The organism is Cupriavidus sp. PET2-C1 (assembly GCF_054515855.1).
This window is the reverse complement of record NZ_CM137260.1, coordinates 2,006,732-2,029,415: the sequence shown is the minus strand read 5'-3', so window position 1 is coordinate 2,029,415 and position 22,684 is coordinate 2,006,732. Positions and strand designations below refer to the sequence as shown.

Sequence of the window (22,684 nt, the reverse complement as noted above, 5' to 3'; positions counted from 1 at the left end):
CGTATGCATTGGGTACGCGCGGCAGGGGGCGGCGGCAAGGTGTCTTGCCGGGAAAAATGGCGGACTGATGGCTTCAGGCCGGCCTGGTTTTGTTCAGTGCCTGCTTAATGAGTGGGTTGGTGAGCGGGAGCCGCGCGCAGCCGCGCGAGCGTATCGTCCACGTTGTCCCAGGCGGGCTTGTCGGGGGCGAAGCGCTTGCGCAGGTAGTGCACCAGTTGCGTCAGCTGATGGTCGTCCAGGCTCTCGCCAAAGGCTGGCATATAGCCCAGATCACTTGTCCCCGGCGTGGGAATGCCATCCAGCAGCACGCGGATCAGGTTGTCCGGCTTGTCGCCGTGCAGGTTGGTATTGAGCGCGAGCGACGGCTTGATGCCGAATTGCCTGATGCCCTGGTCACCCTGGTGGCAGACCGCGCAGGCATTCTGGTACAGGCGCGCGGCGGGTCCGCCAAGCGTGCGCGCGGCATCGGCGCTGCGTTGCTCGAGCTGCTGCGCCTGTGCGCTGGCCGCCGCCGCATCGGGCTGCGCGTCGCCGAACGATGCCACATAGTGCGCGATGGCACGCACATCATCCTCGGGCAGCAGCGCCAGTTCTTCGATCACCGGTGCCATCGGCCCGGCCGCCGCGCCATGATGCGGGGCGTAGCCCGTGCGCAGGTAGGAGAACAGCGATTGCTCCGTCCACGGCACCGGCGCGTGCGACAGCTTGCCCAGCGCGGGCGCTTCCCAGCCTTCGGCCTCGCCGCCGCCAAGATAGCGCCGGCCGCCTTGTTCGGCGCCCAGCGCATTGCGCGGCGAATGGCAGGCGCTGCAGTGGCCCAGGCCTTCGGCGAGGTAAGCACCGCGGTTCCACTGCGCCGAGCGGGCCGGATCGGCCTCGAAGGGCTTGGGGCTGTGGAACAGCAGGTTCCACCCGGCCATCAGCGGGCGCAGGTTGTAGGGGAAGGCCAGCGCGGTCTCGGGCGCCTTGGCGCGCACCGGCTCGGCGGCCATCAGGTAAGCGTAGAGCGCCTGCAAATCGCCATCGCTGGTCTTGGCAAAGGCGGTGTAGGGGAATGCCGGGTAAAGATGCCGGCCGTCGCGATGAATGCCCTGGCGCATGGCGCGCTCGAACGCCGCATAGGACCAGTTGCCGATGCCGGTCTCGGCATCAGGCGTGATGTTGGTGCTGTAGATGGTGCCGAACGGCGTGTCCAGCGCCAGCCCGCCCGCATTGCGCGCGCCGTTGGGCGCTGTGTGGCAGACCGCGCAATCCCCGGCCGCCGCGACCAGCCGGCCGCGCTCGATGGTGGCGGCCGAGTAGAAGCCGGCTTCGGGCGGGGCCACGGGCGCAATGGGCGCACGCCATGGCATTGCCGTGGCGAACAAGCCGGCCGCGGCGGTGGCGCCGGCCAGCAGCCAGTTGCGCTTGCGGGCGGCGCCGCGCTTGGGCGTGCCATCGGGATTGGCCTGCGCGGCCAGCGCAAGCCGGATGCGTTCGCCGCTGAAGGGCGGCTCGCGCAGGCGCACGCCGGTGGCGTCGAAGATGGCGTTGGCCACGGCCGGCGCGGCGGGCAGGGTGGCGGCCGCGCTCGTGCCGAGCGTGGCGCTGGCGGGGCTCAGCGCGCCGGCAATGCGCACTTCCGGCAACTGCGCGCAGGCGAGCGCCGACACGCTGGCATCGCGTACCGCGGGCAGGTTGGCGGCGGGCCAGCTATCGAAGCGGCCGCCGTCGACGGTGAGTTGCTGCGCGGCGCGCGCGGCCTCCTGCTGCAAGGCCACGGCATTGGCCTTGCCTTGTTCGCCCGCATCGCTGTCGTGTCCTAGCGTGACGCCGGTGACGCTGACCTCGCCGGTGGTGGCATCCACTTCGACTTCCGCCACCCAGGCCGACCAGCTGTGCACGGGCTGGCCGCCATCGGCCAGCCCGGCTTCGATGGTGCTGGCGTACGCGAAGCCGCGTCCGCGCCGTACGTTCTGTTGCGCTTGCGGGCGTTCGCCGCGTGGCTGCCAGCTGGCCTGCGCCGCGACCCGGCGCACGAGGCCAGCGCCGCGCGCGTCATCGAGATGGCGCAGGCGCAAGGCCACGGGATCCTGCGCGCTCGCGGCGGCCACCTCGTCCAGGTGCGACTCATGCGCGAACACGTGGGCGCGCGCTGCCTGCGCCGGCGTGCTCGGCGTGCGGGGCTGTCCTGGCAGGTCGGCCCGCGCGACGCTCAGGCTGTCAAAGCGGTAGGGTGGCAGGATGGCATCGTCGCCCATGTTGCCCGCGTCGTGCGGGGCGGATGCCTCGATCTCGCAGACCGGCGCTGGCGTGCGTGTTAGCCACAGCGCCAACGGCGGCGCGTGCATGACCGCCGCGCTGCCGCGCGCATCCACGGCGCTGTTGACGGCATAGGCGGCGATTTCGCCATCGCGCGTCCAGGCGCTTTCGATATGGGTGTTGACCACCGCCTGCATGGCGCCAAGTTCATGGGCCTCCACGCGCACGCGCACCGCGCGCCCGGCCGAATGCGCCAGCAGGGCGGCATCGGCGGCGGCGTGGTGGGCGTACAGGGGATCTTCGTCGTTGCCCGGAGCCTGCCAGCAGATCAAGGTAATGCGGTCTTCGCCGATGCCGAGCAGGGCGGCGAGTTCGGCCCGCAACGCGCCGGGGCGGCGGCTGGGCAGCCACACGCGCAGCGCGCTGTCGCGCCAGTCCGCAATCGCGGTGCAGCCGGCGGCTTGCAGGCCGGCGAGTGGCCATTGATAGTCCTGCGCGCTGCGGCCAGCGGCATCCGCCATGGCCTGCTCGGCGTCGCCGTGTTGCGCAACGATACGGCGGGTAAGTGAGCGGGCAAGTGAACGGGTAAGCGGCATGCGCGACGCTGCCGCTTGCGGCGGTGCCTGCCAGCGGGCGCGCAGCGCGTTGGCGGCTTGCAGCGCCTGTGGCGCGGCATCGGCTGCAATGCCGAGAAAGTCGCCACGGCGCAATACCGTGGCAACGCCAGGCAGGGCGCGCGCGGCCGTCTCATCGCAGTCGATCAGGCGGGCGCTGCGCAGCGTGCCTGTTTGCCATGCCAGCACGGGCGGGCGGATGACGTGCCCTGTCAGCCACTCCCGCTCGGGCGGCGGCTGCCATGCGCCGGGGCCGGCCTGCGCCATGACGAGGTCGTCGCGCCCGCTCATGCCGCGCCATCCTGGCCGGCGGCCTGGCGCAGCAGCACGGCAGCGCGTTGCACCGCGCGCAGGATCTCCACGTGCGTGCCGCAGCGGCAAAGGTTGAAACGCAGCGCCTCGCGGATCTGCGCTTCGTCGGGATCGGGGTTTTCCGCGAGGAGTGCCTTGGCGGTCATGATCATGCCGTTCAGGCAATAGCCGCACTGCGCAGCCTGCTCGTCGATAAAGGCTTGCTGCACCGGGTCGGGCTGCCCGCCGGCGGCCAGCCCGTCGAGTGTGGTGATGGCGCGTTGCGCCACCGCTTTCACGGGAATCACGCAGGAGCGCGCCGCCACCCCGTCCACCAGCACCGTGCATGCGCCGCACTGGCCCAGGCCGCAGCCGTACTTTGGCCCGTTGCAGACGAGGTCATTGCGCAGGACGTAGAGCAGCGGCGTGTCGGGATCGACCTCGGCATCGAGCTGGTACGTGGTCCGGTTGACCCGGAGGCACAGGGGGCGGGGCGTGTTCATCGGGGGGCTGGGGGCGTTTTAGAACATCACTCGCTCGGGGCCGGGGCCCGAGGGGCACCCGGCGGTCTGGCTGGGGCGTGGCTCAGGCTGCGGCGGCCACGCGCCCGGCTTCCACCAGCGGCTCGTTGAACACATCGTAACCGAAGCACCAGTCCGGGTTCTCGTTGGTGCGCAGCCACGTGTTGTTGTGCGAGACCCGTTGCACCTTGCCGGCACGCTCGGCGCGGTTGGCTTCGTACAGCGAGAACGCGGCGCTGAAGTCCGACAGCCCGGTTTGCTGCAGGCAGCGGGTCAGCATGGCCGCGTCTTCGATGGCCATGGCCGCGCCCTGCGCCATATGCGGCTTCATCGGGTGGCAGGCGTCTCCCAGCAGCACCAGGCGGCCGCGGCTCCACACCGGCAGCGGATCGCGCTCCAGCAGCGGCCACTTGGTCACTTCCACGGTGCCTTCGATCAGCGATTGCACGCCTTCGTGCCAGCCGTCGAACGCGGCGCGCATTTCCTCGATGCTGCTGGGCAGCCAGCTCTTGGTCATGTCCCAGGTGGGCTCGGGCACACCGGTGACGTAGTAGATCTCGTCAAGCTTGCTGGTGTCGAAGTACACCATCATATGGCGATCGTCGGACCACCACTTGGTGCAGCGGTCATGGGTGAAGCCCTTGACACGCGCGATCGGGAACACGGCGCGGTGCGCCACGTAGCCGGTGTACTTGGGCGGCTCGGCGCCCAGCAGTGTTTCGCGGATGCGGGAGTTCACGCCGTCCGCGCCGATCACGATGTCGGCTTCGTCCACCGTGCCGTCGGCAAAGCTCAGGCGCACCACGTGGCCCAGGTCTTCCACGCTGGCCAGCTTCTTGTCGAACAGCAGCGTGCCGGGCGCCACCGCCTCGGTCAGCAGGGCGTGGAAATCCCCACGGTGCACGGTCAGGTAGCTGGCGCCGTAGTGCGACAGCGCGTAACGCCCAAGCGGGATCTGGGCGATCACTTCGCCGCTTTGCCAGTCGCGGCTGTACCAGAAGTCCGGGTGGCAGCCCATGTCATTGAGCGCATCCTCAAGGCCCAGCCGGCGCATGATCTTCATCACATTCGGCCCGACGTGGATGCCGGCGCCCAGGCGCGAGAACGCCGGAGCCTGCTCATACAGCTTGACTTGGAATCCGGCGCGCTGCAGCAGGGCGGCCGCAACCGTCCCCCCCAGTCCGGCGCCGATCACTGCGATCCGTGGTTTGCCTTGCACGATATTTCTCCTGGCGGTGTGATGTGGGTCTGAAGTGGCCGTCTGGCCAATCGGTAAATCGAGTGTACACACGAGAAATTTGCTTGTAAAGAAATGACATGCCATCCCTATGGAAAACCCTGATATCAAAGTGATGGTCTCGATTCAATGCCCATAAACCGTGAAAACAAGCACCATATGAGGGGTTGATTCATGAAGCGGGCACTGAAATCGTGCGCCGTGCATGGTCGAACGTCTTGTTGTGCAAATAGCGTGTGTACACTACAATAATTCGCAGGACACGGAGACCGCTGAAGGCTCCGGTCCGGCCGTGCAGGGCGCTTCTCCGCTAAGGCAGGCGCCAGGGCGGGTGGACAGAACAGACAGATGACGGAGTCGACAGTGCAGAAAATTTTCCGTATCGGCCAGATCGTGCCGAGCTCGAACACCACCATGGAAACCGAGATCCCGGCGATGCTGACGTTGCGCCAGCAGGTGCGCCCCGAACGCTTCACCTTTCACTCTAGCCGCATGCGCATGAAGAAGGTGGTCAAGGAGGAACTGGCGGCCATGGACGGCGAGTCCGACCGCTGCGCGCTGGAGCTGAGCGACGCCCGCGTCGACGTGCTGGGCTACGCCTGCCTGGTGGCCATCATGGCCATGGGCCACGGCTACCATCGCGTTTCGGAACAGCGCCTGCAGGCCCATACCGCCGCCAACGGCGCCGACGCGCCCGTGATCACCAGCGCCGGCGCGCTGATCGACGCGCTCAAGGTGATCGGCGCCAAGCGCATCGCCGTGGTCGCGCCGTACATGAAGCCGCTGACCGAGCTGGTGGTGGACTACATCCGCAACGAAGGCTACGAAGTGGTGGACTGGCGCGCGCTGGAAATCCCCGACAACCTCGAAGTCGGCCGCCATGACCCGGCCAGGCTGCCCGGCATCGTCGCGCAGATGAACACCAAGGATGTGGATGCCATCGTGCTGTCTGCCTGCGTGCAGATGCCGTCGCTGCCGGCGGTGGCCAAGGTGGAAGCCATGACCGGCAAGCCGGTGATCACGGCCGCCATTGCCACCACCTACGCCATCCTCAAGCAGCTCGGCCTGGAGCCGGTCGTGCCCGGCGCCGGCGCGCTGCTGTCGGGTGCCTATTGATCACGCCTTCGGTAAAGGGAGCCCAGCAATGAGCGAGTTTCTCCACGGCGGCAATGTGTTCGCCAATGGCATCCGCCAGCACTACCTGCGCTACGGCGGCAGCACCGGCGCGCGCGCGCAGCGCGATGCCGTGGTGATCGTGCCCGGCATCACCAGCCCGGCGGTCACCTGGGGCTTTGTCGGCGAGCAGTTCGGCAAGCATTTCGATACTTACATCCTGGATGTGCGTGGACGCGGCCTGTCCGAGGCCGGCGACGCGCTGGACTACGGCCTGGACGCGCAGGCGGCGGATGTGGCCGCCTTTGCGCAGGCGCTCGGCCTGGCGCGCTATGCCATCGTCGGCCATTCGATGGGCGCGCGCATCGGCATTCGCGCCGCGCGCGGCAATCCCGCCGGGCTGACCCGGCTGGTGATGGTGGACCCGCCGGTATCCGGCCCGGGACGCCGTGCCTATCCCTCGCAGCTGCCGTGGTACGTGGATTCCATCCGCCTGGCGCGTCAGGGCATCGATGCCGAAGGCATGCGCCGCTTCTGCCCGACCTGGACAGAGGAGCAGCTGCGCCTGCGCGCCGAGTGGCTGCACACCTGCGACGAGCGCGCCATCGTCACGAGCTTCGAGGATTTCCACCGCGATGACGTGCATGCCGACATGCCGTCGGTACGGGTTCCCACGCTGCTGATGGTGGCCGGCCGCGGCGACGTGATCCGCGCCGAAGACATCGAGGAGATTCGCGGTTTGCTGCCTGCCGTGCAGGTTGCGCGCGTGCCGGATGCCGGCCACATGATCCCGTGGGACGACGAGGCGGGTTTCTACCGCGCCTTCGGCGATTTCCTCGGTGCGCCGCTGCTGCAGGACCAGGCCGCGGCCTGACCCGGCTGATCCGCCCGCTTCACCCGACAAGGAGAGAACATGCCAGTAAGCGATCACGACCTGACCCAGGCCTGGCGCCAGGTGCTCACGCTGTCCCGGCTGCAGCCGGGGCAGACCGTCACGGTGCTGACCGGCGCCGCCACCCATGCGCAAACGCTGCGCACCGCGCAGCTGGCGGCCGCCGCGATGGGCGCCATCGTCAACCGCCTGGACCTGCCACCGGTCAACGCGGACAAGGCGCTGAGCCGAGACGCGCTGGCGTATCTCGGCACCACGCCGCTGACCGGCAACCCGGCCGCCATCGCCGCGCTCAAGGCCAGCGACCTGGTGCTGGATCTGATGACGCTGCTGTTCTCGCCCGAGCAGCACGAGATCCTTTCCGGCGGCACCAAGATCCTGCTGGCGGTGGAGCCGCCCGAGGTGCTGGTGCGGCTGGTGCCCACCGAAGGGGACCGCACCCGGGTGAAAGCGGCCACGGCGCGGCTGGCGCGCGCGCGGGAGATGCACATCACGTCCGATGCCGGCACCGACCTGCGCTGCGCGCTGGGCGAGTTTCCCGCCATCAGCGAGTATGGCTTCGTCGATGAGCCGGGCCGCTGGGACCACTGGCCGAGCGGCTTCGTGCTGACCTGGCCGGACGAGGGCGGTACCAACGGGCGCATCGTGCTCGATCGCGGCGACATCCTGCTGCCGATGAAGTCCTATGTGCAGGAGCCGATCGACATCACGGTGGGCAAGGGCTACGTCACCAGCATCGAAGGTGGCCTGGATGCCGAGCTGCTGAGCGACTACATGGCCTCGTTCAACGACCCCGAGGCCTACGCCATGTCGCATATCGGCTGGGGTCTGCAGCCGCGCGCGCGCTGGTCCACGCTCGCCATGTATGACCGCGAGGCCACCATCGGCATGGATGCGCGCGCGTTCGAGGGCAATTTCCTGTGCTCCTTCGGCCCGAACAACGAAGCCGGCGGCAGCCGCACCACGGCCTGCCATATCGATATTCCCGTGCGCCACTGCACGGTGCGGCTGGACGGCGAGGCGGTGGTCGAACAAGGAAAGGTGCTGGATCACGAGTACCAGCAAGAGCAGCAAGAGCAGCAAGAGCAGCAAAGCCAGCAAAGGCAGCAACGAGGCGCCAAGGGAGCCATCCATGCATGACGAAGTGAAGACCTACCAGCGCCAGGGTTTCGGCGCCGCGCTGGAACCCAAGGCACCCTACGGCCTGCTGATCATCGACTTCGTCAACGGCTTCGCCGACCCGGCCGTCTTTGGTGGCGGCAATATTCCCCAGGCCATCGCCAACACCGAGCCCCTGCTGGGCATGGCGCGCGAGCAGGGCTGGCCGGTGGCGCACAGCCGCATTGTGTTTGCCGACGACGACAGCGACGAGAATATCTTCACGCTGAAAGTGCCCGGCCTGCTAGGCCTGAAGGAAGACAGCCATAACAGCGCCATCGTCGCGCAGCTGGCGCCGCGCCCGGGTGAACTGGTGGTGCGCAAGACCGTGCCATCTGCCTTTTTCGGCACCTCGCTGGCCGCGTGGCTGAACCAGCGCGGCGTGCAGACGCTGCTGGTGGCGGGCTGCGTGACCAGCGGCTGCGTGCGCGCCAGCGTGGTCGATGCCATGTCGTACGGCTTCCGGCCGCTGGTGCTGTCCGATTGCGTGGGCGACCGCGCCATCGGGCCGCACGATGCCAACCTGTTCGACATGGCGCAGAAGAACGCCACCGTGATGCCGCGCGACGAAGCGCTCGCGATGCTGGCGCGGGCTACGGCCACGGCTACGGCTACGGCTACGGCTACGGCTACGGCTACGGCTTAAGGGAAAGGCATCCGGCGATGCGCGATGACCGCCGGATGCGAGGCTCAGGCGCGCTTGGCGCGTGCCGGCTTCTTGCGGGCGGCGGGTGCCGCCGCTTCGGCTTCGGCCGGGGCCTGCCCAGCCGGGGAGACGCCAGTGCCCGGCACGCAAACCGTGCTCAGCACGGTACGCTGGATCACATCGCGCCAGTGCTCCAGCGCCGGCTTGCTCATCATGGGCTCGCCCAGGAAAGCGCTGAGCGTATGATGGTTCGAGTTGTAGAAGTAGCCCAGCGACGCGATCACCAGGTAGATATCGCGGGCCAGCACATCGGGTTGGAACAGCCCGGCAGCCTTGCCGCGCGCCAGGATGCCGTCCAGCACAGACAGGGCGTAGCTGGAGATCTCCCTGAGCCGGCTCGACTTCTTGGCATGCTTGCCCTGGCTCATGTTCTCGCTGGACAGGATGGCGACGAACTCGGGGTGATCGAGGTAGTAGCCCCAGACGAAGTCGATCAGCTGGGTCAGCGCGCGCACCGGATCCTCGGGGTCGAGCTTGAGCGCCTGCTCGGCCTCGTTGAGCTGGATGTAGATGGTTTCGAGCACTTCGACGAACAGCTTTTCCTTGCTGCCGAAGTAGTAATAGATCATCCGGTCGTAGGTCTTGGCCAGCGAAGAGATCTTCTCCACGCGCCCGCCTTCGTAGCCGCGCAAGGCGAAGACCTTGATGGCGGCCTTGAGGATCTTGGCTCGGGTGTCCTGAGCTTGCCGGGCCCGGGTTCCGGCTGCCGCGCTTTTCTTAGCGGTCGGGGTGCTCATATGTTTGATACGTATTGCTTGTTCGAGCCTGGCAGTATAACGGCCAGGGCGGGCGGCGCCGGAATCCGGCAGGCCGCCAGCGTGCCTACCTGAGACATGGAACGAATGGAAACGACACCCGGCACCGGACCCCGGTCCGCCTCTCTTCCCGCATCGGCGCCGATGTCCCCGGGCGCGCAGCGCGACGCCCTGCTGCAGGCGCGCGGCGTGCTGCTGGTGACGCGCGCGCCGCAAGCCGCGCCGCGGCCCGCGCCCGGCCAGCCCGGCGCGGCCTCCGACTACATCGCCGCGCAGCCCGACATCTTCGTGGCGGTGCGCGACACTGGCGAGATCCTGGCCTTCAACGGGCACGTTGACCTGGGCACCGGCATCCGCACCTCGCTGGCGCAGATCGTGGCCGAGGAGCTGGAGGTGCCGGCGGCGCGCGTGGCGATGACGCTGGGCCATACCGAGGCAACGCCCAACCAGGGCCCCACCATTGCCAGCGCCACCATCCAGATCTCGGCGCTGCCGCTGCGCCGCGCGGCGGCGCAGGCCATGGCCTGGCTGCGCGAGCGCGCGGCGCAGCGCCTTGGCGTGGCGCCCGAAGCGCTGATCGCCGAAGATGGCCGCCTGCGCTTGCGCGGCGAAGGCAATGAGAACGCCGAAGGCCTGGCCTACGGCGACCTGCTGGCCGGCGAGCATATCGAGCTGCCGCTGGCCGACGTCATTGCCACCAAGCCGGTCAGCGCATACCGCGTGGTCGGGCGTGCCGCGCCACGTGTGGACATTCCCGCCAAGGCCACGGCGCAGCTCACCTTCGTGCACGATGTGCGCGTGCCCGGCATGCTGCACGGCCGCGTGGTGCGCCCGCCCTACGCCGGGCGCGATAGCGGCGGCTTTGTCGGCACCAGCCTGCGCAGCGTCGACCGTGCGTCGATCCGCGATGTGCGCGGTGTCATTGACGTGGTGGTGCAGGGCGATTTCATCGGCGTGGTGGCGCAGCGCGAGGAGCAGGCCATGCAGGCGGCGCGCCGCCTGCGCGTGGACTGGAAGCCGGCGCCGCCGTTGCCCCCGCTCAGCGAGCCGGAAGACACCGAGGCCGCGCTGCGCGCCAATCCCGCGACACGCCGCACGCTGGTGGAAGAGGGCGATGCACAAGGCGCTTTCGACTCCGCGGACCGGATACTGTCGCGCGGCTACGCGTGGCCCTACCAGATGCACGGCTCCATCGGCCCGTCCTGCGCCGTGGCGGACTACCGCGAGGATGGCCTCACGGTCTGGTCCGGCACGCAAAACCCGCATGTGTTGCGTATCGACCTGGCGCGCCTGACCGGCCTGGACGAGGGCCGCATCGAGATCGTGCGGATGGAAGCCGCCGGCTGCTATGGCCGCAACTGCGCCGATGACGTCTGCGCCGATGCGGTGCTGCTGTCGCGCGCGGTGGGGCGCCCGGTGCGGGTGCAGCTCAGCCGCGAGCAGGAACATCTCTGGGAGCCCAAGGGCGCGGCGCAGCTGATGGACGTGCGCGGCGCCATCGGCCCCGACGGCGAGTTGCTGGCCTACGATTTCGTCAGCCGCTATCCGTCCAACGACGCGCCCACGCTGGCGCTGCTGCTGACCGGCGTGGTCGACAACGCGCCGCGCATGCTGCAGATGGGCGACCGCACCGCGGTGCCGCCTTACCAGTACGCCGCCACGCGCATCGGTTGCGACGACACGCCAGCCATCGTGCGCGCCTCCTGGCTGCGCGGCGTGTCCGCGCTGCCAAACGTGTTCGCGCACGAGTCTTTTATCGACGAGCTCGCGCATGAGGCCGGCGCCGATCCGCTGACCTTCCGCCTGCGCCACCTGCCCGACGCGCGCGCCACGGACCTGCTGCGCGCGCTGGCGGCGCATGCCGGCTGGCGCGAAGGCGCGCGCGGCGCGCGTGGCCAGCCGGGGGCGGATGGGCTGCTGCGTGGGCGCGGCGTGGCCTATGCCCGCTATATTCACAGCAAATTCCCGGGCTTCGGCGCCGCCTGGGCCGCCTGGGTGGTGGACCTGACGGTCGCGCCCGATACCGGCCAGATCGTGGTGGAGCGGCTGGTGGTGGCGCAGGACACCGGCATGATGGTCAACCCCGACGGCGTGCGCCACCAGGTGCAGGGCAATGTGGTGCAGGCGCTTGGCCGCGTGCTCAAGGAACAGGTGCGCTTTGACGCCAACGGCGTCGCCAGCCGCGAATGGGGCAGCTATCCGCTGCTGACCTTTCCCGAGCTGCCGCCGATCGAAGTGCTGCTGATGCCGCGCCAGGAGGAAGCGCCGATGGGCGCGGGCGAGTCCGCGTCGCTGCCGGGCGCGCCGGCCATTGCCAATGCGCTGTTCGATGCCACGGGAGTGCGGCTGCGGCGCGCGCCCTTCACGCCGGAGGTGGTGCTCGCGGCGCTGGCCGGCCAGCCCGCCTGAGGCGGGCTTACCCCGGCTCGCCGTCCGGTGCGTTGCCGCGCTCCTCGCGGTCGTCGCGGTCGTCGAACTCGCTCATCTTGCGCAACAGGTAGGTGATCGCCACCCGCTCGGCGGGATTGAGGTCGCCGAAAGTTTGCTCGGAGATCTTGTGCGCGAACGGCACGGTTTCCTCGATCAGCGCATGGCCGGCCGGCGTCACCGTGACCACCACCTTGCGGCGGTCATTGGTGTCGTGCGAGACCGCCACCAGCTCGCGCGCCTTGAGGCGCTCGATGATGCCGCGCACGGTGGCCTGGTCGATGGCGGTGGCCCGCACGATTTCGCTGAGCGAGCATGAGCCGCGCTCGTTGACCGCGCACATCACCACGAACTGCGCCGCGGTCAGCTGCGAGTCGGCAATGGTCTGCTGGAAGATCGCCACATGGCGCTGGTAGGCGCGCCGCAGCAGGTGCCCGACTTGCTCGGTGAAATCGTAGTCGGCGGCGGCGGGTTTTTGCGCGGCGGTCTTGCGCGCGGAGGAGTTGGGCACGATGGGCGGTCTGCAGGCATGGGATAAACGTGCCTCAGAGTATACCGAGTGGGGCCGCGCGCGGCGGGTTTTTTGCGCGTGCACGGCCCCTCGCGGGCTTCATGCCGGGACGCCGCGGTGGCCCATCGACGCGGCACGGCAAGGACCGTCAGATGCGGGGGGCGCGAAAGTTGAATGCGCGCGCAATCCGGCTCGTCCGCTTAATCCGCGCACCGGTGAATTTCCACGGTGATATGCACGAGCTCTTCATGCACTGCAAGGGCGCCCCTGACGCGCGCTGCCGTCAGGGCAGGGTCGTGAGTCACCAGGCTGACAAGGCAGGAGAATTTCTCCTTGCCCACTCGCCAGACATGAAGGTCGGCGACACGGGCACCCTCGTCGCCATGATCGAAAGCCTGCAACACTTCGCGCACCTCATCGACGACCGGATGGTCCATTTCGCGATCGAGCAGAACGACGCCGGTTTGTTTCAGCAGGCCGAAGGCCCATGCCCCGACCAGCCCGGCGCCAACGATGCCCATGACCGGGTCGAGCCAGCGCCACCCGAGCAGCCAGCCTCCGGCGAGTGCCAGAATGGCAAGCACCGATGTCGCGGCGTCTGCCAGCACATGGACGTATGCCGAGCGCAAATTCAGGTCATGCTGGTGATGGCCGCCATGGCCATGCTCGTGCCCGTGCTGGTGTCCATGCTGGTGCCCATGTTCGTGGCCGTGGTCATGCGCATCGCCCAGTATCAGCGCGCATCCTATATTGACAAGAAGCCCGATGACCGTGACTGCCATGGCCTCCTTGTAGTGAATTGCCTGCGGACTGAAGATCCGTTCAACGGACCCGAAGACCATCAAGGCTGCGATGCCGAGAAGAAAAATCGCACTGGCGAATCCCGCCAGGATTTCAATCTTCCAGGTGCCGAACGCGAACCGATGGTCATGCGCATAGCGCCGCGCCGCAACATAGGCAAAGGCGCTCAATCCGATGGCAAGCGCGTGGGAACTCATATGCCACCCGTCAGCCAGCAGCGCCATCGAGTTGAACCAGAGGCCGGCGGCGATTTCCACAACCATCATCGCAGCGGTGATCAGCATGACAAGGCGCGTTCCTCGCTCGGCGGCCTTGTTGCCTGAGTCGAATACGTGGGTGTGAGTCCACGGGGTGATGTCATGTGTATGCATGGTCGATCTGCTTGGTTGTTGCCCAAATAGCCGCAGGCTTGAGCAGTTTCGTGGCGATTCGAGTGTGAAGCGGGTTAAAAATTGAGTGAGCCAGGCTACTCATTTGAAGTAGCTGTGCACGACCTCGATGAGCTGCTCCCTGGCGTCGCCTTCGGACTCGCCATGGGCCGGCTCGGCTTCAACAAGGTGCGTGCGGATGTGGTCTTCCAGTACCACGGCCAGCAGGCCGTTCATGGCCCCACGGCAACTCGTGATTTGCTGCAGCACACCCACGCAGCCTTGCTCTTCCTCGAGTGCGCGTTCGATGGCATCAATCTGACCCCGGATGCGGCGCACCCGGTTCAGCAACTTCTGTTTCTCGCGGATTGTGTGGCTCACGGCTTTGCCTCAAATATAGTATGGGGGAGTATATATCCTCTGCCGGGGAAGGGACCATGACCTTGCAAGCGGCCGGGTCTTGCCCGCTGCCCGGTGCCTGCAAGTCTTCCTGTTCGTCCCGCTATGAGAGGCGTTGACCACCTGCGTCTCCCGCGCGGACAATGGGCCCAGTCGTGCCCTCTGCCAGAACCGAGAGAACTGCCACATGCCTTCTGCCGTTGCTGTCGCGGTTGCCGCCGCCTGCAGGCTTTCACTGCCGCCGCGCCGCTTCCGCTGTGCGCCAACTGCGCCAACTGCGACATTCGCGGTGACCGGTCTTGGATGACGCCGATACGGCTTCGTCGATGCCGGGCGCCAACCCGAGCGATCCGCCGCTGCGGCTGGCGCGTACCCGCACGGCACGCGCGCTGCTGACCGCGCTGGCGTTGCTGAGCCTGGGGGTGGCCATCCTCGGGCTGTTCGTGCCCGGCCTGCCCAGCACCGAGTTCATCCTGCTGTCCGCCTGGGCCGCGGCCAAGGGCTCGCCGCGCCTGCATGCGTGGCTGCTTGGCCATCGCGTGTTTGGCCCGATGCTCTACAACTGGCACAACGGCCGCATGGTGAGCCGCCGCGCCAAGTGGAGCGCCACGGCGGCCATGAGCATCTGCAGCGCCGTGCTGCTGTTCGGCATGCATCGGCCCTGGCTGGCCTATGGGGCAATTGCCTGCATGGCGTGCGTGCTGGCGTGGCTGTGGCGCCGGCCCGAACCGGCGGCCTGATGCCGCACCCGCAAGCTAGGCCGTCTGGGTTTCCCGCGGCCTGGCCTTCTTTGCCGCCTTCGCTGGCCACGCCAGCATCGCGGTAGCGGCCAGCGCTTCGAGCGCGGCGCGCGACGCGCCATCGCGCGCCTGCATCGACATCCCCTGCATGACCGTGTTGAAGAACTTGGCCAGTGCTGGTGCGTCGGTGCCGGCCGGCAGTTCGCCACGCCGGATGCCCTGCTGGATGCAGGCCTGCAGGGCTTGTTCCTTGTCCTTGCGGCGCTGGCGCAGCGTGTCTTCGATATAGGCGCAGTCGGCCGAGCAGCTGGTGCCCGTCATCAGGAAGCAACCGGCGGGGTTGCCCTTGGCGCTGAACAAGGCGGCCGCGCCGGCGAGCAGGCCCTGCACGGCGTCATGCGCGCTGCCAGCGCCTTGCAGCGGCGCGTAGAGCAGCGCGCCGTGGGTATCCGCATAGCGGTCCACGGCTTCGTAGAACAATTGCTCCTTGCTGCCGAACGCGGCGTACAGGCTGGGCGCGGTGATGGCCATGGCCTCGGTGAGCGCGGAGATCGAAGTGGAGCTATAGCCATAGCGCCAGAACAGCGACAGGGCCTGGCCCAGCGCCTCGTCGCGATCGAACTGCCTGGGCCGCCCGCGGCCCGCACCGGAAACACTCTTTTTCATAGTGGTCATTATATTTTTCCGTTGCCAGTGACGCCAGTGGTGATTAGTATAGTGATCGTTCAATAAATTGCTGCGCCGCAGTCGCTCGCCATGATCCCCTATTCCCTGCTTGACCTGTCGCCCATCGTGGAAGGCGGTGACGCCGGCCAGGCCATGCGCAATTCGCTCGCGCTTGCCCAGCACGCCGAGCGGCTGGGCTACCAGCGCTTCTGGCTGGCCGAACATCACAATATGCCTGGCATCGCCAGCGCCGCCACGGCGGTACTGATCGGCTACGTTGCCAACGGCACGTCCACCATCCGCGTGGGCTCTGGCGGCATCATGCTACCCAACCATTCGCCGCTGGTGGTGGCTGAGCAGTTCGGCACGCTGGCCTCGCTTTTCCCCGGCCGTATCGACCTTGGCCTGGGCCGTGCGCCCGGCACGGACCAGTCCACTGCCCGCGCGCTGCGCCGCAGCGCCACGCAAGATACAGCCGATGCGTTCCCGCAGGATGTGGAGGAGCTGCAGGCCTACTTCGACGAGCCGCGTCCCGGCCAGCGCCTGCGGGCGGTGCCCGGCGCGGGCCTGAAGGTGCCGCTGTGGCTGCTCGGCTCCAGCTTGTTCAGCGCGCAGTTGTCGGCGGCGATGGGCCTGCCCTTCGCGTTTGCCTCGCACTTCGCGCCGGGCTTCATGCGCCAGGCGGTGGACCTGTACCGCACGACCTTCCAGCCGTCGGCGCAGCTCTCCAAGCCGCATGTGATGCTGGGGCTCAACGTGTTCGCAGCGGATTCGGACGCGCAGGCGCGCCGGCTGTTCAGCTCGCTGCAGCAGCAGTTCCTGGCGCTGGTGCGCGGCAACCCCGGCCCGATCCGGCCCCCGGTGGATAACATCGAGCTGATGTGGACGGAGACCGAGGCCACGCATATCCGGCGCTCGCTGGCGTGCTCGGTGGTGGGCGATCCGGACGGCGTGCGCAACGGCCTGCGCGCCTTCATCGAGGACCTGCAGCCGGATGAGCTGATGCTCACCGCGCAGATCCACGATCACGAGGCCCGCCTGCGCTCCTTCGAGATCGCGGCGCAGGCCATGCGGGCGGTGGCGCCGCCCGCCAAGGTCATGATCTGAAGCGCCGGTCGTGCGGATGGTGCCGACGCGCTCAGAGGTGCTTGTAGAAGAACGTCGTCCCGCAGAACGCGCCATCCGGCATCAGCGCGTACTTTGGCACCACGCCGGCGCGCTGCCATCCCGCGCGCTGGTACAGGCGCTCGGCATCGCCGCCGGTCACCGTGTCGAGCACCAGCACCGACTTGCCCACGTCGCGCGCGGCATCGTCCAGGGCCGCCAGCAGCCGCTGCGCCACGCCGCGGCGGCGGGCCTTGCGGTGCACCAGCATCTTGGCCACGTCGCCGCGGTGGGGCTGGTTGTCAGGCATCGACAGGATGATCTGGACGGTGCCAAGGATCTGCCCTTGGCCGTCCTGCGCGATCAGCAGCACGCGCTCGCCGCGCGCGACGCCATCGGCCACGCCGTGCCAGAACTGCACGGCCTTCTCGCGCGGCAGCGGCAGCATGAAGCTCACCGACGCGCCCCCCTCCACGCAATCGATCAGCACATCGGCCAGCGGCTCGATGCAAGCGGTGGCTTCACCGGCGCCGACGCGCCGCACGGTGATAGCTTCGGTCATCCCGATGATCCCGGTCATGCGTTTCTCCTGGTTGGCGTGAAGGGCATCGTGGCCAGCGCCACGACGTAGCGCGCGGGCTTGCGGGTGGGATTCTTGTAGACGATGGGGCGGTCCAGCCGCATGGACAGGCAGTCGCCGGTTTCCAGGCGCCAGTGCTGGTCGCCCACCGTCATTTCCATGACGCCGTCGATCATCCAGACCTGCTGATGGATATCGGCTTCGCGCGCGGCGGTTTCATAAGCCACGCGCTTGCCTGCCGGGAAGACCACGTCGACCAGCTGGATCGGCGAGGCTGCCGCCGGGGACAGGTTGCGGCGGATATAGCCGGAGGCGGGATCGGTCCACACCGGCTGCTCCGCCGCACGGGCCATGGGCGACGGCTCGGCCTGCGGCGTGCTGTCCTCGAACAGCGACGCCACGGTGACGCCTAGCGCAGCGGACAGCTTGTCGAGCACCGTGGCCGTGGCGCTGCTCTGGCCGCGCTCGATCAAGGAGATGTTGGAGCGGCTCACGCCGCTGCGCTCAGCCAGGGCGGCCAGCGAGAAGCCCTGGGCGTCGCGCAGCGTTCGCACGCGCCGGGCGATGAGATCGTTGATGTCCATGGATGTCCAGTATGCTGGATGAAAACGTCCTGTAAACTGACACACATCGCGATGCAAAGCAACTGGAACTTGCCAACGCGCATAGCGCGCTTCAGGCGTCAAAAGTCCAAAGTCAAAAGATCGGAGCGCGCTCCGGGCCGGGCTGGTGCCGCTCAAGGCTCCCTCACGGCTCCCTCATGGCGACTCGGCCTTCAAGGGGCCGGTGCTCTACAGGCTGCCTTGCCCGCGGGATGCGGCCCTTCTTCATGCCGACGGCGAGGGCCAGCAGGATCAGCGCGATCGAGACGCCATCCGACGCGCTCGGACGTTGGCCGATGATGAACAGGGAACTGACGATGCCGAACACCGGAATCAGCAGTGACAGGGGCGCAACCCGCGATACCGGGTATTCGCGCAAAAGCAGGTTCCATCCCCAGTAGCAGAAGTGCGTCGCGCCGTAGGCCTGGAACGCCAGTGAAAACATGGCGGCTCCCGTCAAATGCGAGGGCAACGCGGCAAATGGCTCCGGCCCATGCAGCAGCCAGGTCAACAGAAACAGCGGAATCGGCGGGAACAGGCTGGCCCACACCACGAAGGCGAAGATCTCGCGCACCTTGGACACCTTGATGACGATGTTGCCGATGCTCCAGGCCACGGCGCTGACCATCACCAATGCAAAACCGATTGTGGTGGCCTTGCCGGGACTGCCCAGCAGGATGCCCACCAGCCCGATGGCAGCCAGCACCATGCCGATCAACTGGGGCAATGCCAGGCGCTCGCGGAACAACAGCACGCCCCAGCCCAACGTGAAGAACGCGCTGAACTGGATCAACAACGAGGCGCTGCCGGGCGGTACGCCCATCGCGATCCCCAGATTGATCAACGCCCACATCGCCACGCCGAAGATCAATCCATAGACCGCTAGCCAATGGAAGGCCACTTGCGGTCGTTTCACGAAGAACACCCACGGCAAAGCGGCCAGCGTAAAACGGATGGCCGTCAACAGCAGTGGATCGATCCCGGCAAGCCCAAGTTTGGTGATGGGGAAGTTGAATCCCCAGACGGCCGTCACGACGACGGCCAGCAACAAGTGTTTTCTCAGCATGGTCGGTGTGTCTCTTCCCGGGCTGCAAGCGTAAAGCGCCGGCATCGGCGGAAATTTGCCGCAAATCCGTATGGCCTGCTTTCGATTGCAGGTCAAAAAGCCATAAAATCAGGCCATGCGGAAATCCACCATCGATCCCTACGAGAACACGCCGCGCGATGCTGTCGTGACGGCACGAGACTACGCGGACGGCGAGCTTTTCCCATCGCACCGCCATCAGCGCGGGCAATTCGCCTATGCCGCGCGTGGTGTCATCACGGTACTCACCGATGAGGGCAACTGGGTGGTGCCGCCCCAGCGCGCCGTCTGGGTGCCGTCCCGGCTGCCTCACGCCATGCAGATGCGCGGCCCGGTCACCATGCTCAACACCTACATCCGCGCGCCGGCCGTGCAGCGCCTTGGCCTGCCTGCGCATTGCCAGGTCTGCGACGTGTCGCCGCTGTTGAGGCAATTGCTGGAGCAGGCGCTGGAGGTGCCCACGCGCTATGCAGCCAGCGGGCGCGACGGCTACCTGATGGGTTTGTTGTTGCACGAGATCGCGGCCATGCCCGCGCTATCACTCAATGCGCCATTGCCCGCGGAGCCGCGTCTTGATCGGGCTTGCCGTGAGTTCCTGGCATTCCCCTCGCTGGAAATCGGCATCGACGACATGGCGCAGCGCACCGGCATGAGCCGCCGCACCTTTACCCGTCAGTTTCGGCTGCACACCGGCGTCAGCTATATCGAATGGAGGCAGCAAGCCTGCCTGCTCGCGGCCGTGGTTCGGCTCGGTAAAGGCGAACCTGTCACGCGCGTTGCCATGGAGCTGGGTTACAGCAGCGCAAGTGCATTCGCGACCGTCTTCAAGCATGTCCTGGGTGAGGTGCCCAGCCGATACTTCGCCACGCATAGGGCTTAGAGGCCGTTTCCAAAAGATGCTGGCGTCGTTGATGAAAAGAGCCCGCCGCCGGTGTGGCGCGGCTCATTCTTGCTGTCTGGCTTGCTTCCGGCTCCCGGCTCCCTTTTCCCAGTCCCGCCCCTAAGCCGCCAGCCGGAACGAGGCCACCGAGCGCATCATCGATTGCGCCTGTTCAGCCAGCGCTTCGGCCGCGGCGGCGGCCTGTTCCACCAGCGCCGCGTTCTGCTGCGTCACGGTGTCCATCTGGTTGACCGCCTGGCCGACCTGCTCGATACCGGCGCTCTGCTCGTTCGATGCCGCGCTGATCTCGCCCATGATGTCGGTCACGCGCTTGACCGCGCCAACGATGTCCTCCATGGTCTGGCCGGCCTTGGCGACCAGCGCCGAGCCGTTGTCCACCTGGGCCACCGAGTTGTCGATCAGGCCCTTGATCTCCTTGGCGGCGGTGGCGGAGCGCTGCGCCAGGCTGCGCACCTCGCCCGCCACCACGGCAAAGCCGCGGCCTTGTTCGCCGGCGCGCGCCGCTTCCACGGCGGCGTTCAGCGCCAGGATATTGGTCTGGAAGGCGATGCCCTCGATCACGCCGATGATGTCGACGATCTGGCGCGAGGCGCCGTTGATCTCGCCCATGGTGGTCACCACCTGGCTGACCACCTGCCCGCCGCGTTGCGCGATATCGGAAGCGTTGACCGCCAGCGAGCTGGCCTGGCGCGCATTGTCCGCGTTCTGGCGCACGATGCCCGTCAGCTCTTCCATGCTCGATGCGGTTTGCTCCAGCGCCGAGGCCTGTTCCTCGGTGCGTTGCGACAGGTCGGTATTGCCCGCGGAAATCTGCTGCGTGGCCGAGGCGATCGAATCCGCCGCGCCGCGGATCTCGCCGAGCGTGCCGGACAGCCGCTGCTGCATGCGCTGCATGGCGGCCAGCAGGCTGTGCTCGTCGCCCGCGCGAATGCGCACCGGCACCGTGAAGTCGCCGTCGGCAATGCGCGTGACCACTTCGGTGGCGTAGGCCGGCTCGCCGCCCAGGCTCTTGCGCACGGTGCGCATGATGGCCAGCATGAACGCCGACACCAGCGCGCCGATCAGCAAGGTGCTGATCGCGGCGGAGATCAGGTTGTCGCGGAAGCTGCTTTCGATGTCCTTGAGGAACACGCCGGTGGCCACGTGCCAGTCCCAGGCCGGCACATAGCGCACATAGGTCAGCTTGCGCGCGGGCGTTTCGGTGCCCGGGAGGCGGCCGCGGTAGGTGACGAAGCTGTCATCGGGGCTGGCGCCGGCGCGCGCGCTCGCCTTGCCCGCATCGACGATGCTCTGGTAGACCAGCTTGCCGTCGGGATCCTTGAAGTCGCCCACGATCTTGCCTTCCGTATCCGGCAGGCCGGGGTTGAGCACCACCTGCGGCTTGGAGTTGAGCAGGAACAGGTAGCCCTTGTCGCCGAAGCGCATCACGCGCAGCGCGTCCTTGGCCGCGGTCTGGGCGGCCTCAAGGCTCATGGTGCCCTTGGCGGCACGGTCCACGTAGAGCTTGATGATGCCTTCGGCGGTCGCCACCAGCGACTGCAGGCTCTCGCGGCGCTCGGCCATCATGGTGGCGCGGGTGTGCACGGCGCTCCAGGTGCCCAGCGCGAGCAGGGCCAGCCACATCGCCACCAGCGCAGCCCAGAGTTTGGCGTTCAAGGAAATTCGATTCATGATCATGCTTACCGGATATGGGCGGCCGGTTTGCGCCGGCGGCGCGGCATCGGCCTGACCTTGATGTTGACAGAGAGCCACAGGCGAGACGAATCCGCTCGCTGCGCATAGCCTGGCCACAGCCGGTTAACGACCCATCACCGTTGGGACTTGAATGGGTGGAGAGATAAGTTGGAGAGATACGTTGGAAGGGTAAGTGCTTTAAGGGATGCTTTTTATCGCCCGGCAAGCTTTCCGATCCCTGCCTACAATGTGCCTTTCGCCGCGCCTGGATCACGGGCGGCTCGATGCAACCCGCGGAGCAAAACGCATGACCTCAAGCATCACCACACGCAAACTGGGCAGGTCCGGGCTGGAAGTCTCGCCCCTGGCATTTGGTGGCAACGTGTTCGGCTGGAGCGCCGACGAGGCCACCTCCTTCAAGCTGCTCGATGCCTTTGTCGGCGCCGGGCTCAACTTCATCGATACCGCCGACGTGTACTCGCGCTGGGTGCCGGGCAACCAGGGCGGCGAGTCCGAGGCGATCATCGGCAAGTGGTTCAAGCGCAGCGGCAAGCGCGCCGAGGTGGTGCTGGCCACCAAGGTGGGCAAGGACATGGGCGAGGGCCGCAAGGGTTTGTCGCGCGCTTATATCGAACGCGCCGTCGACGCGTCGCTGCAGCGCCTGCAGACTGACTACATCGATCTCTACCAGTCGCATGACGACGAAGACCGGGACACGCCGCTCGAGGAAACCCTGGACGCCTACGCCCGCCTGATCAAGGCCGGCAAGGTGCGCGCCATCGGCGCCTCCAACTACGGCGCCGCGCGCCTGGCCGAGGCGCTGGAAACCAGCCGCCGCCACAACCTGCCGCGCTACGAGAGCCTGCAGCCGCACTACAACCTCTATACCCGCAGCGAGTATGAGGCCGAGCTTGAGCCGCTGGTGCTGCGCGAAGGCCTGGGCGTGTTCAACTACTATGCGTTGGCCAGCGGCTTTCTCAGCGGCAAGTACCGCTCCGAGGCCGACCTTGACAAGAGCGGCGCGCGCGGCCAGCGCGTCAAGGCCTACCTCGACGCGCGCGGCCTGCGTATTCTGGCGGCGCTGGACGACGTCGCGGCACGCACCGCCACCAACCCGACGCAGGTAGCGCTGGCCTGGCAGATGGCGCGCCCCAGCATTACCGCGCCGATTGCCAGCGCCACCTCGCTGGCGCAGCTGGGCGACCTGATTGCCGCCACGCGCTTGCCACTGAGCGCCGGCGATATCGCACTGCTGGACCAAGCCAGCGCCTGAGCCGGCCTACCCCGGAGGAGATAAGG

At 67.5% G+C, this 22,684-nt stretch carries 21 protein-coding genes; 9 read left to right on the top strand and 12 right to left on the bottom strand.

Annotated features, from left to right (window positions below):
* Positions 1-104: 104 nt before the first annotated feature.
* The 3 genes from ACX12D_RS29140 to ACX12D_RS29130 all read right to left on the bottom strand — a co-directional run bounded on the left by ACX12D_RS29140 (position 105) and on the right by ACX12D_RS29130 (position 4,886).
* The gene (locus ACX12D_RS29140; RefSeq protein ID WP_459374530.1) at positions 105-3,146 is read right to left on the bottom strand and encodes a c-type cytochrome; all 3,042 of its coding nucleotides are present in this window, start codon (positions 3,144-3,146) and stop codon (positions 105-107) included.
* Positions 3,143-3,649 carry a (2Fe-2S)-binding protein gene (locus ACX12D_RS29135; protein WP_459374529.1) on the bottom strand — a complete coding sequence of 169 codons (507 nt, stop codon included), beginning with the start codon at positions 3,647-3,649 and terminating at the stop codon, positions 3,143-3,145. Before ACX12D_RS29135 ends, ACX12D_RS29140 begins: the two co-directional genes overlap by 4 nt.
* An 82-nt stretch (positions 3,650-3,731) precedes the next feature.
* Complete coding sequence (locus ACX12D_RS29130) at positions 3,732-4,886, bottom strand: FAD-dependent monooxygenase (RefSeq protein ID WP_459374528.1); 1,155 nt, start codon at positions 4,884-4,886, stop codon at positions 3,732-3,734.
* A 381-nt stretch (positions 4,887-5,267) separates the two neighbouring features.
* Between ACX12D_RS29130 and ACX12D_RS29125 the strand changes: the two genes are divergently transcribed.
* From ACX12D_RS29125 to ACX12D_RS29110, 4 genes are read left to right on the top strand one after another with little or no spacing between them, the layout of a single operon-like run.
* On the top strand, positions 5,268-6,020 hold the full coding sequence (locus ACX12D_RS29125) for a maleate cis-trans isomerase family protein (RefSeq protein WP_459374527.1): 753 nt from the start codon (positions 5,268-5,270) through the stop codon (positions 6,018-6,020).
* Between the two features lie 28 nt (positions 6,021-6,048).
* On the top strand, positions 6,049-6,891 hold the full coding sequence (locus tag ACX12D_RS29120; protein ID WP_459374526.1) for an alpha/beta fold hydrolase: 843 nt from the start codon (positions 6,049-6,051) through the stop codon (positions 6,889-6,891).
* Between the two features lie 39 nt (positions 6,892-6,930).
* Positions 6,931-8,049, top strand: a complete 1,119-nt coding sequence (locus ACX12D_RS29115; protein ID WP_459374525.1) for a M29 family metallopeptidase — start codon at positions 6,931-6,933, stop codon at positions 8,047-8,049.
* Positions 8,042-8,713 carry an N-carbamoylsarcosine amidohydrolase gene (locus ACX12D_RS29110; protein ID WP_459374524.1) on the top strand — a complete coding sequence of 224 codons (672 nt, stop codon included), beginning with the start codon at positions 8,042-8,044 and terminating at the stop codon, positions 8,711-8,713. Before ACX12D_RS29115 ends, ACX12D_RS29110 begins: the two co-directional genes overlap by 8 nt.
* 44 nt (positions 8,714-8,757) lie before the next feature.
* Here the strand turns inward: ACX12D_RS29110 and ACX12D_RS29105 are convergent, their stop codons facing one another.
* The gene (locus ACX12D_RS29105) at positions 8,758-9,510 is read right to left on the bottom strand and encodes a TetR/AcrR family transcriptional regulator (RefSeq protein ID WP_459374523.1); all 753 of its coding nucleotides are present in this window, start codon (positions 9,508-9,510) and stop codon (positions 8,758-8,760) included.
* A gap of 162 nt (positions 9,511-9,672) precedes the next feature.
* Between ACX12D_RS29105 and ACX12D_RS29100 the strand changes: the two genes are divergently transcribed.
* Complete coding sequence (locus ACX12D_RS29100; protein WP_459376552.1) at positions 9,673-11,937, top strand: xanthine dehydrogenase family protein molybdopterin-binding subunit; 2,265 nt, start codon at positions 9,673-9,675, stop codon at positions 11,935-11,937.
* A gap of 7 nt (positions 11,938-11,944) precedes the next feature.
* Here ACX12D_RS29100 and ACX12D_RS29095 read toward each other — a convergent pair whose 3' ends face one another.
* The 3 genes from ACX12D_RS29095 to ACX12D_RS29085 all read right to left on the bottom strand — a co-directional run bounded on the left by ACX12D_RS29095 (position 11,945) and on the right by ACX12D_RS29085 (position 14,016).
* Positions 11,945-12,466 carry a MarR family winged helix-turn-helix transcriptional regulator gene (locus ACX12D_RS29095; protein ID WP_459374522.1) on the bottom strand — a complete coding sequence of 174 codons (522 nt, stop codon included), beginning with the start codon at positions 12,464-12,466 and terminating at the stop codon, positions 11,945-11,947.
* Positions 12,467-12,666: 200 nt separating this feature from the next.
* Positions 12,667-13,638 (bottom strand): CDF family Co(II)/Ni(II) efflux transporter DmeF, encoded by a 972-nt coding sequence (gene dmeF, locus ACX12D_RS29090; RefSeq protein ID WP_459374521.1) that lies wholly within the window; start codon positions 13,636-13,638, stop codon positions 12,667-12,669.
* A gap of 99 nt (positions 13,639-13,737) precedes the next feature.
* Positions 13,738-14,016: a metal/formaldehyde-sensitive transcriptional repressor gene (locus tag ACX12D_RS29085; protein ID WP_006157644.1), complete on the bottom strand. Its 279-nt coding sequence runs from the start codon at positions 14,014-14,016 to the stop codon at positions 13,738-13,740.
* Positions 14,017-14,333: 317 nt separating this feature from the next.
* On the opposite strand from ACX12D_RS29085, the gene ACX12D_RS29080 reads away from it, so the two are divergent.
* A complete protein-coding gene (locus ACX12D_RS29080; protein ID WP_459374520.1) occupies positions 14,334-14,774 on the top strand; it encodes a YbaN family protein in 441 nt (146 codons plus the stop codon).
* A 15-nt stretch (positions 14,775-14,789) separates the two neighbouring features.
* Here ACX12D_RS29080 and ACX12D_RS29075 read toward each other — a convergent pair whose 3' ends face one another.
* A complete protein-coding gene (locus tag ACX12D_RS29075; protein WP_459374519.1) occupies positions 14,790-15,449 on the bottom strand; it encodes a TetR/AcrR family transcriptional regulator in 660 nt (219 codons plus the stop codon).
* A gap of 81 nt (positions 15,450-15,530) precedes the next feature.
* Between ACX12D_RS29075 and ACX12D_RS29070 the strand changes: the two genes are divergently transcribed.
* On the top strand, positions 15,531-16,547 hold the full coding sequence (locus ACX12D_RS29070; RefSeq protein ID WP_459374518.1) for an LLM class flavin-dependent oxidoreductase: 1,017 nt from the start codon (positions 15,531-15,533) through the stop codon (positions 16,545-16,547).
* 31 nt (positions 16,548-16,578) lie between these two features.
* Here the strand turns inward: ACX12D_RS29070 and ACX12D_RS29065 are convergent, their stop codons facing one another.
* From ACX12D_RS29065 to ACX12D_RS29055, 3 genes are all read right to left on the bottom strand, one after another.
* Complete coding sequence (locus ACX12D_RS29065) at positions 16,579-17,106, bottom strand: GNAT family N-acetyltransferase (RefSeq protein WP_459376551.1); 528 nt, start codon at positions 17,104-17,106, stop codon at positions 16,579-16,581.
* A gap of 14 nt (positions 17,107-17,120) precedes the next feature.
* Positions 17,121-17,708, bottom strand: a complete 588-nt coding sequence (locus ACX12D_RS29060; protein ID WP_459374517.1) for a helix-turn-helix domain-containing protein — start codon at positions 17,706-17,708, stop codon at positions 17,121-17,123.
* A gap of 163 nt (positions 17,709-17,871) precedes the next feature.
* Positions 17,872-18,777 (bottom strand): EamA family transporter, encoded by a 906-nt coding sequence (locus ACX12D_RS29055; RefSeq protein WP_459374516.1) that lies wholly within the window; start codon positions 18,775-18,777, stop codon positions 17,872-17,874.
* Between the two features lie 130 nt (positions 18,778-18,907).
* Between ACX12D_RS29055 and ACX12D_RS29050 the strand changes: the two genes are divergently transcribed.
* Positions 18,908-19,690, top strand: a complete 783-nt coding sequence (locus ACX12D_RS29050; protein WP_459374515.1) for an AraC family transcriptional regulator — start codon at positions 18,908-18,910, stop codon at positions 19,688-19,690.
* Positions 19,691-19,810: 120 nt separating this feature from the next.
* On the opposite strand, the gene ACX12D_RS29045 is transcribed toward ACX12D_RS29050, so the two are convergent.
* The gene (locus ACX12D_RS29045) at positions 19,811-21,382 is read right to left on the bottom strand and encodes a methyl-accepting chemotaxis protein (protein ID WP_459374514.1); all 1,572 of its coding nucleotides are present in this window, start codon (positions 21,380-21,382) and stop codon (positions 19,811-19,813) included.
* A 310-nt stretch (positions 21,383-21,692) separates the two neighbouring features.
* Between ACX12D_RS29045 and ACX12D_RS29040 the strand changes: the two genes are divergently transcribed.
* Positions 21,693-22,658: an aldo/keto reductase gene (locus ACX12D_RS29040; RefSeq protein WP_459374513.1), complete on the top strand. Its 966-nt coding sequence runs from the start codon at positions 21,693-21,695 to the stop codon at positions 22,656-22,658.
* The last annotated feature ends 26 nt before the right edge of the window (positions 22,659-22,684 follow it).

Coding starts and splice junctions, on each gene's coding strand:
- ACX12D_RS29140 (WP_459374530.1), bottom strand. CDS start 3,146: ATGAGCGGGCGCGACGACCTCGTCATGGCGCAGGCCGGCCCCGGCGCA.
- ACX12D_RS29135 (WP_459374529.1), bottom strand. CDS start 3,649: ATGAACACGCCCCGCCCCCTGTGCCTCCGGGTCAACCGGACCACGTAC.
- ACX12D_RS29120 (WP_459374526.1), top strand. CDS start 6,049: ATGAGCGAGTTTCTCCACGGCGGCAATGTGTTCGCCAATGGCATCCGC.
- ACX12D_RS29115 (WP_459374525.1), top strand. CDS start 6,931: ATGCCAGTAAGCGATCACGACCTGACCCAGGCCTGGCGCCAGGTGCTC.
- ACX12D_RS29110 (WP_459374524.1), top strand. CDS start 8,042: ATGCATGACGAAGTGAAGACCTACCAGCGCCAGGGTTTCGGCGCCGCG.
- ACX12D_RS29105 (WP_459374523.1), bottom strand. CDS start 9,510: ATGAGCACCCCGACCGCTAAGAAAAGCGCGGCAGCCGGAACCCGGGCC.
- ACX12D_RS29100 (WP_459376552.1), top strand. CDS start 9,673: ATGTCCCCGGGCGCGCAGCGCGACGCCCTGCTGCAGGCGCGCGGCGTG.
- dmeF (WP_459374521.1), bottom strand. CDS start 13,638: ATGCATACACATGACATCACCCCGTGGACTCACACCCACGTATTCGAC.
- ACX12D_RS29075 (WP_459374519.1), bottom strand. CDS start 15,449: ATGACCACTATGAAAAAGAGTGTTTCCGGTGCGGGCCGCGGGCGGCCC.
- ACX12D_RS29070 (WP_459374518.1), top strand. CDS start 15,531: ATGATCCCCTATTCCCTGCTTGACCTGTCGCCCATCGTGGAAGGCGGT.
- ACX12D_RS29065 (WP_459376551.1), bottom strand. CDS start 17,106: ATGACCGAAGCTATCACCGTGCGGCGCGTCGGCGCCGGTGAAGCCACC.
- ACX12D_RS29060 (WP_459374517.1), bottom strand. CDS start 17,708: ATGGACATCAACGATCTCATCGCCCGGCGCGTGCGAACGCTGCGCGAC.
- ACX12D_RS29050 (WP_459374515.1), top strand. CDS start 18,908: ATGCGGAAATCCACCATCGATCCCTACGAGAACACGCCGCGCGATGCT.
- ACX12D_RS29045 (WP_459374514.1), bottom strand. CDS start 21,382: ATGAATCGAATTTCCTTGAACGCCAAACTCTGGGCTGCGCTGGTGGCG.
- ACX12D_RS29040 (WP_459374513.1), top strand. CDS start 21,693: ATGACCTCAAGCATCACCACACGCAAACTGGGCAGGTCCGGGCTGGAA.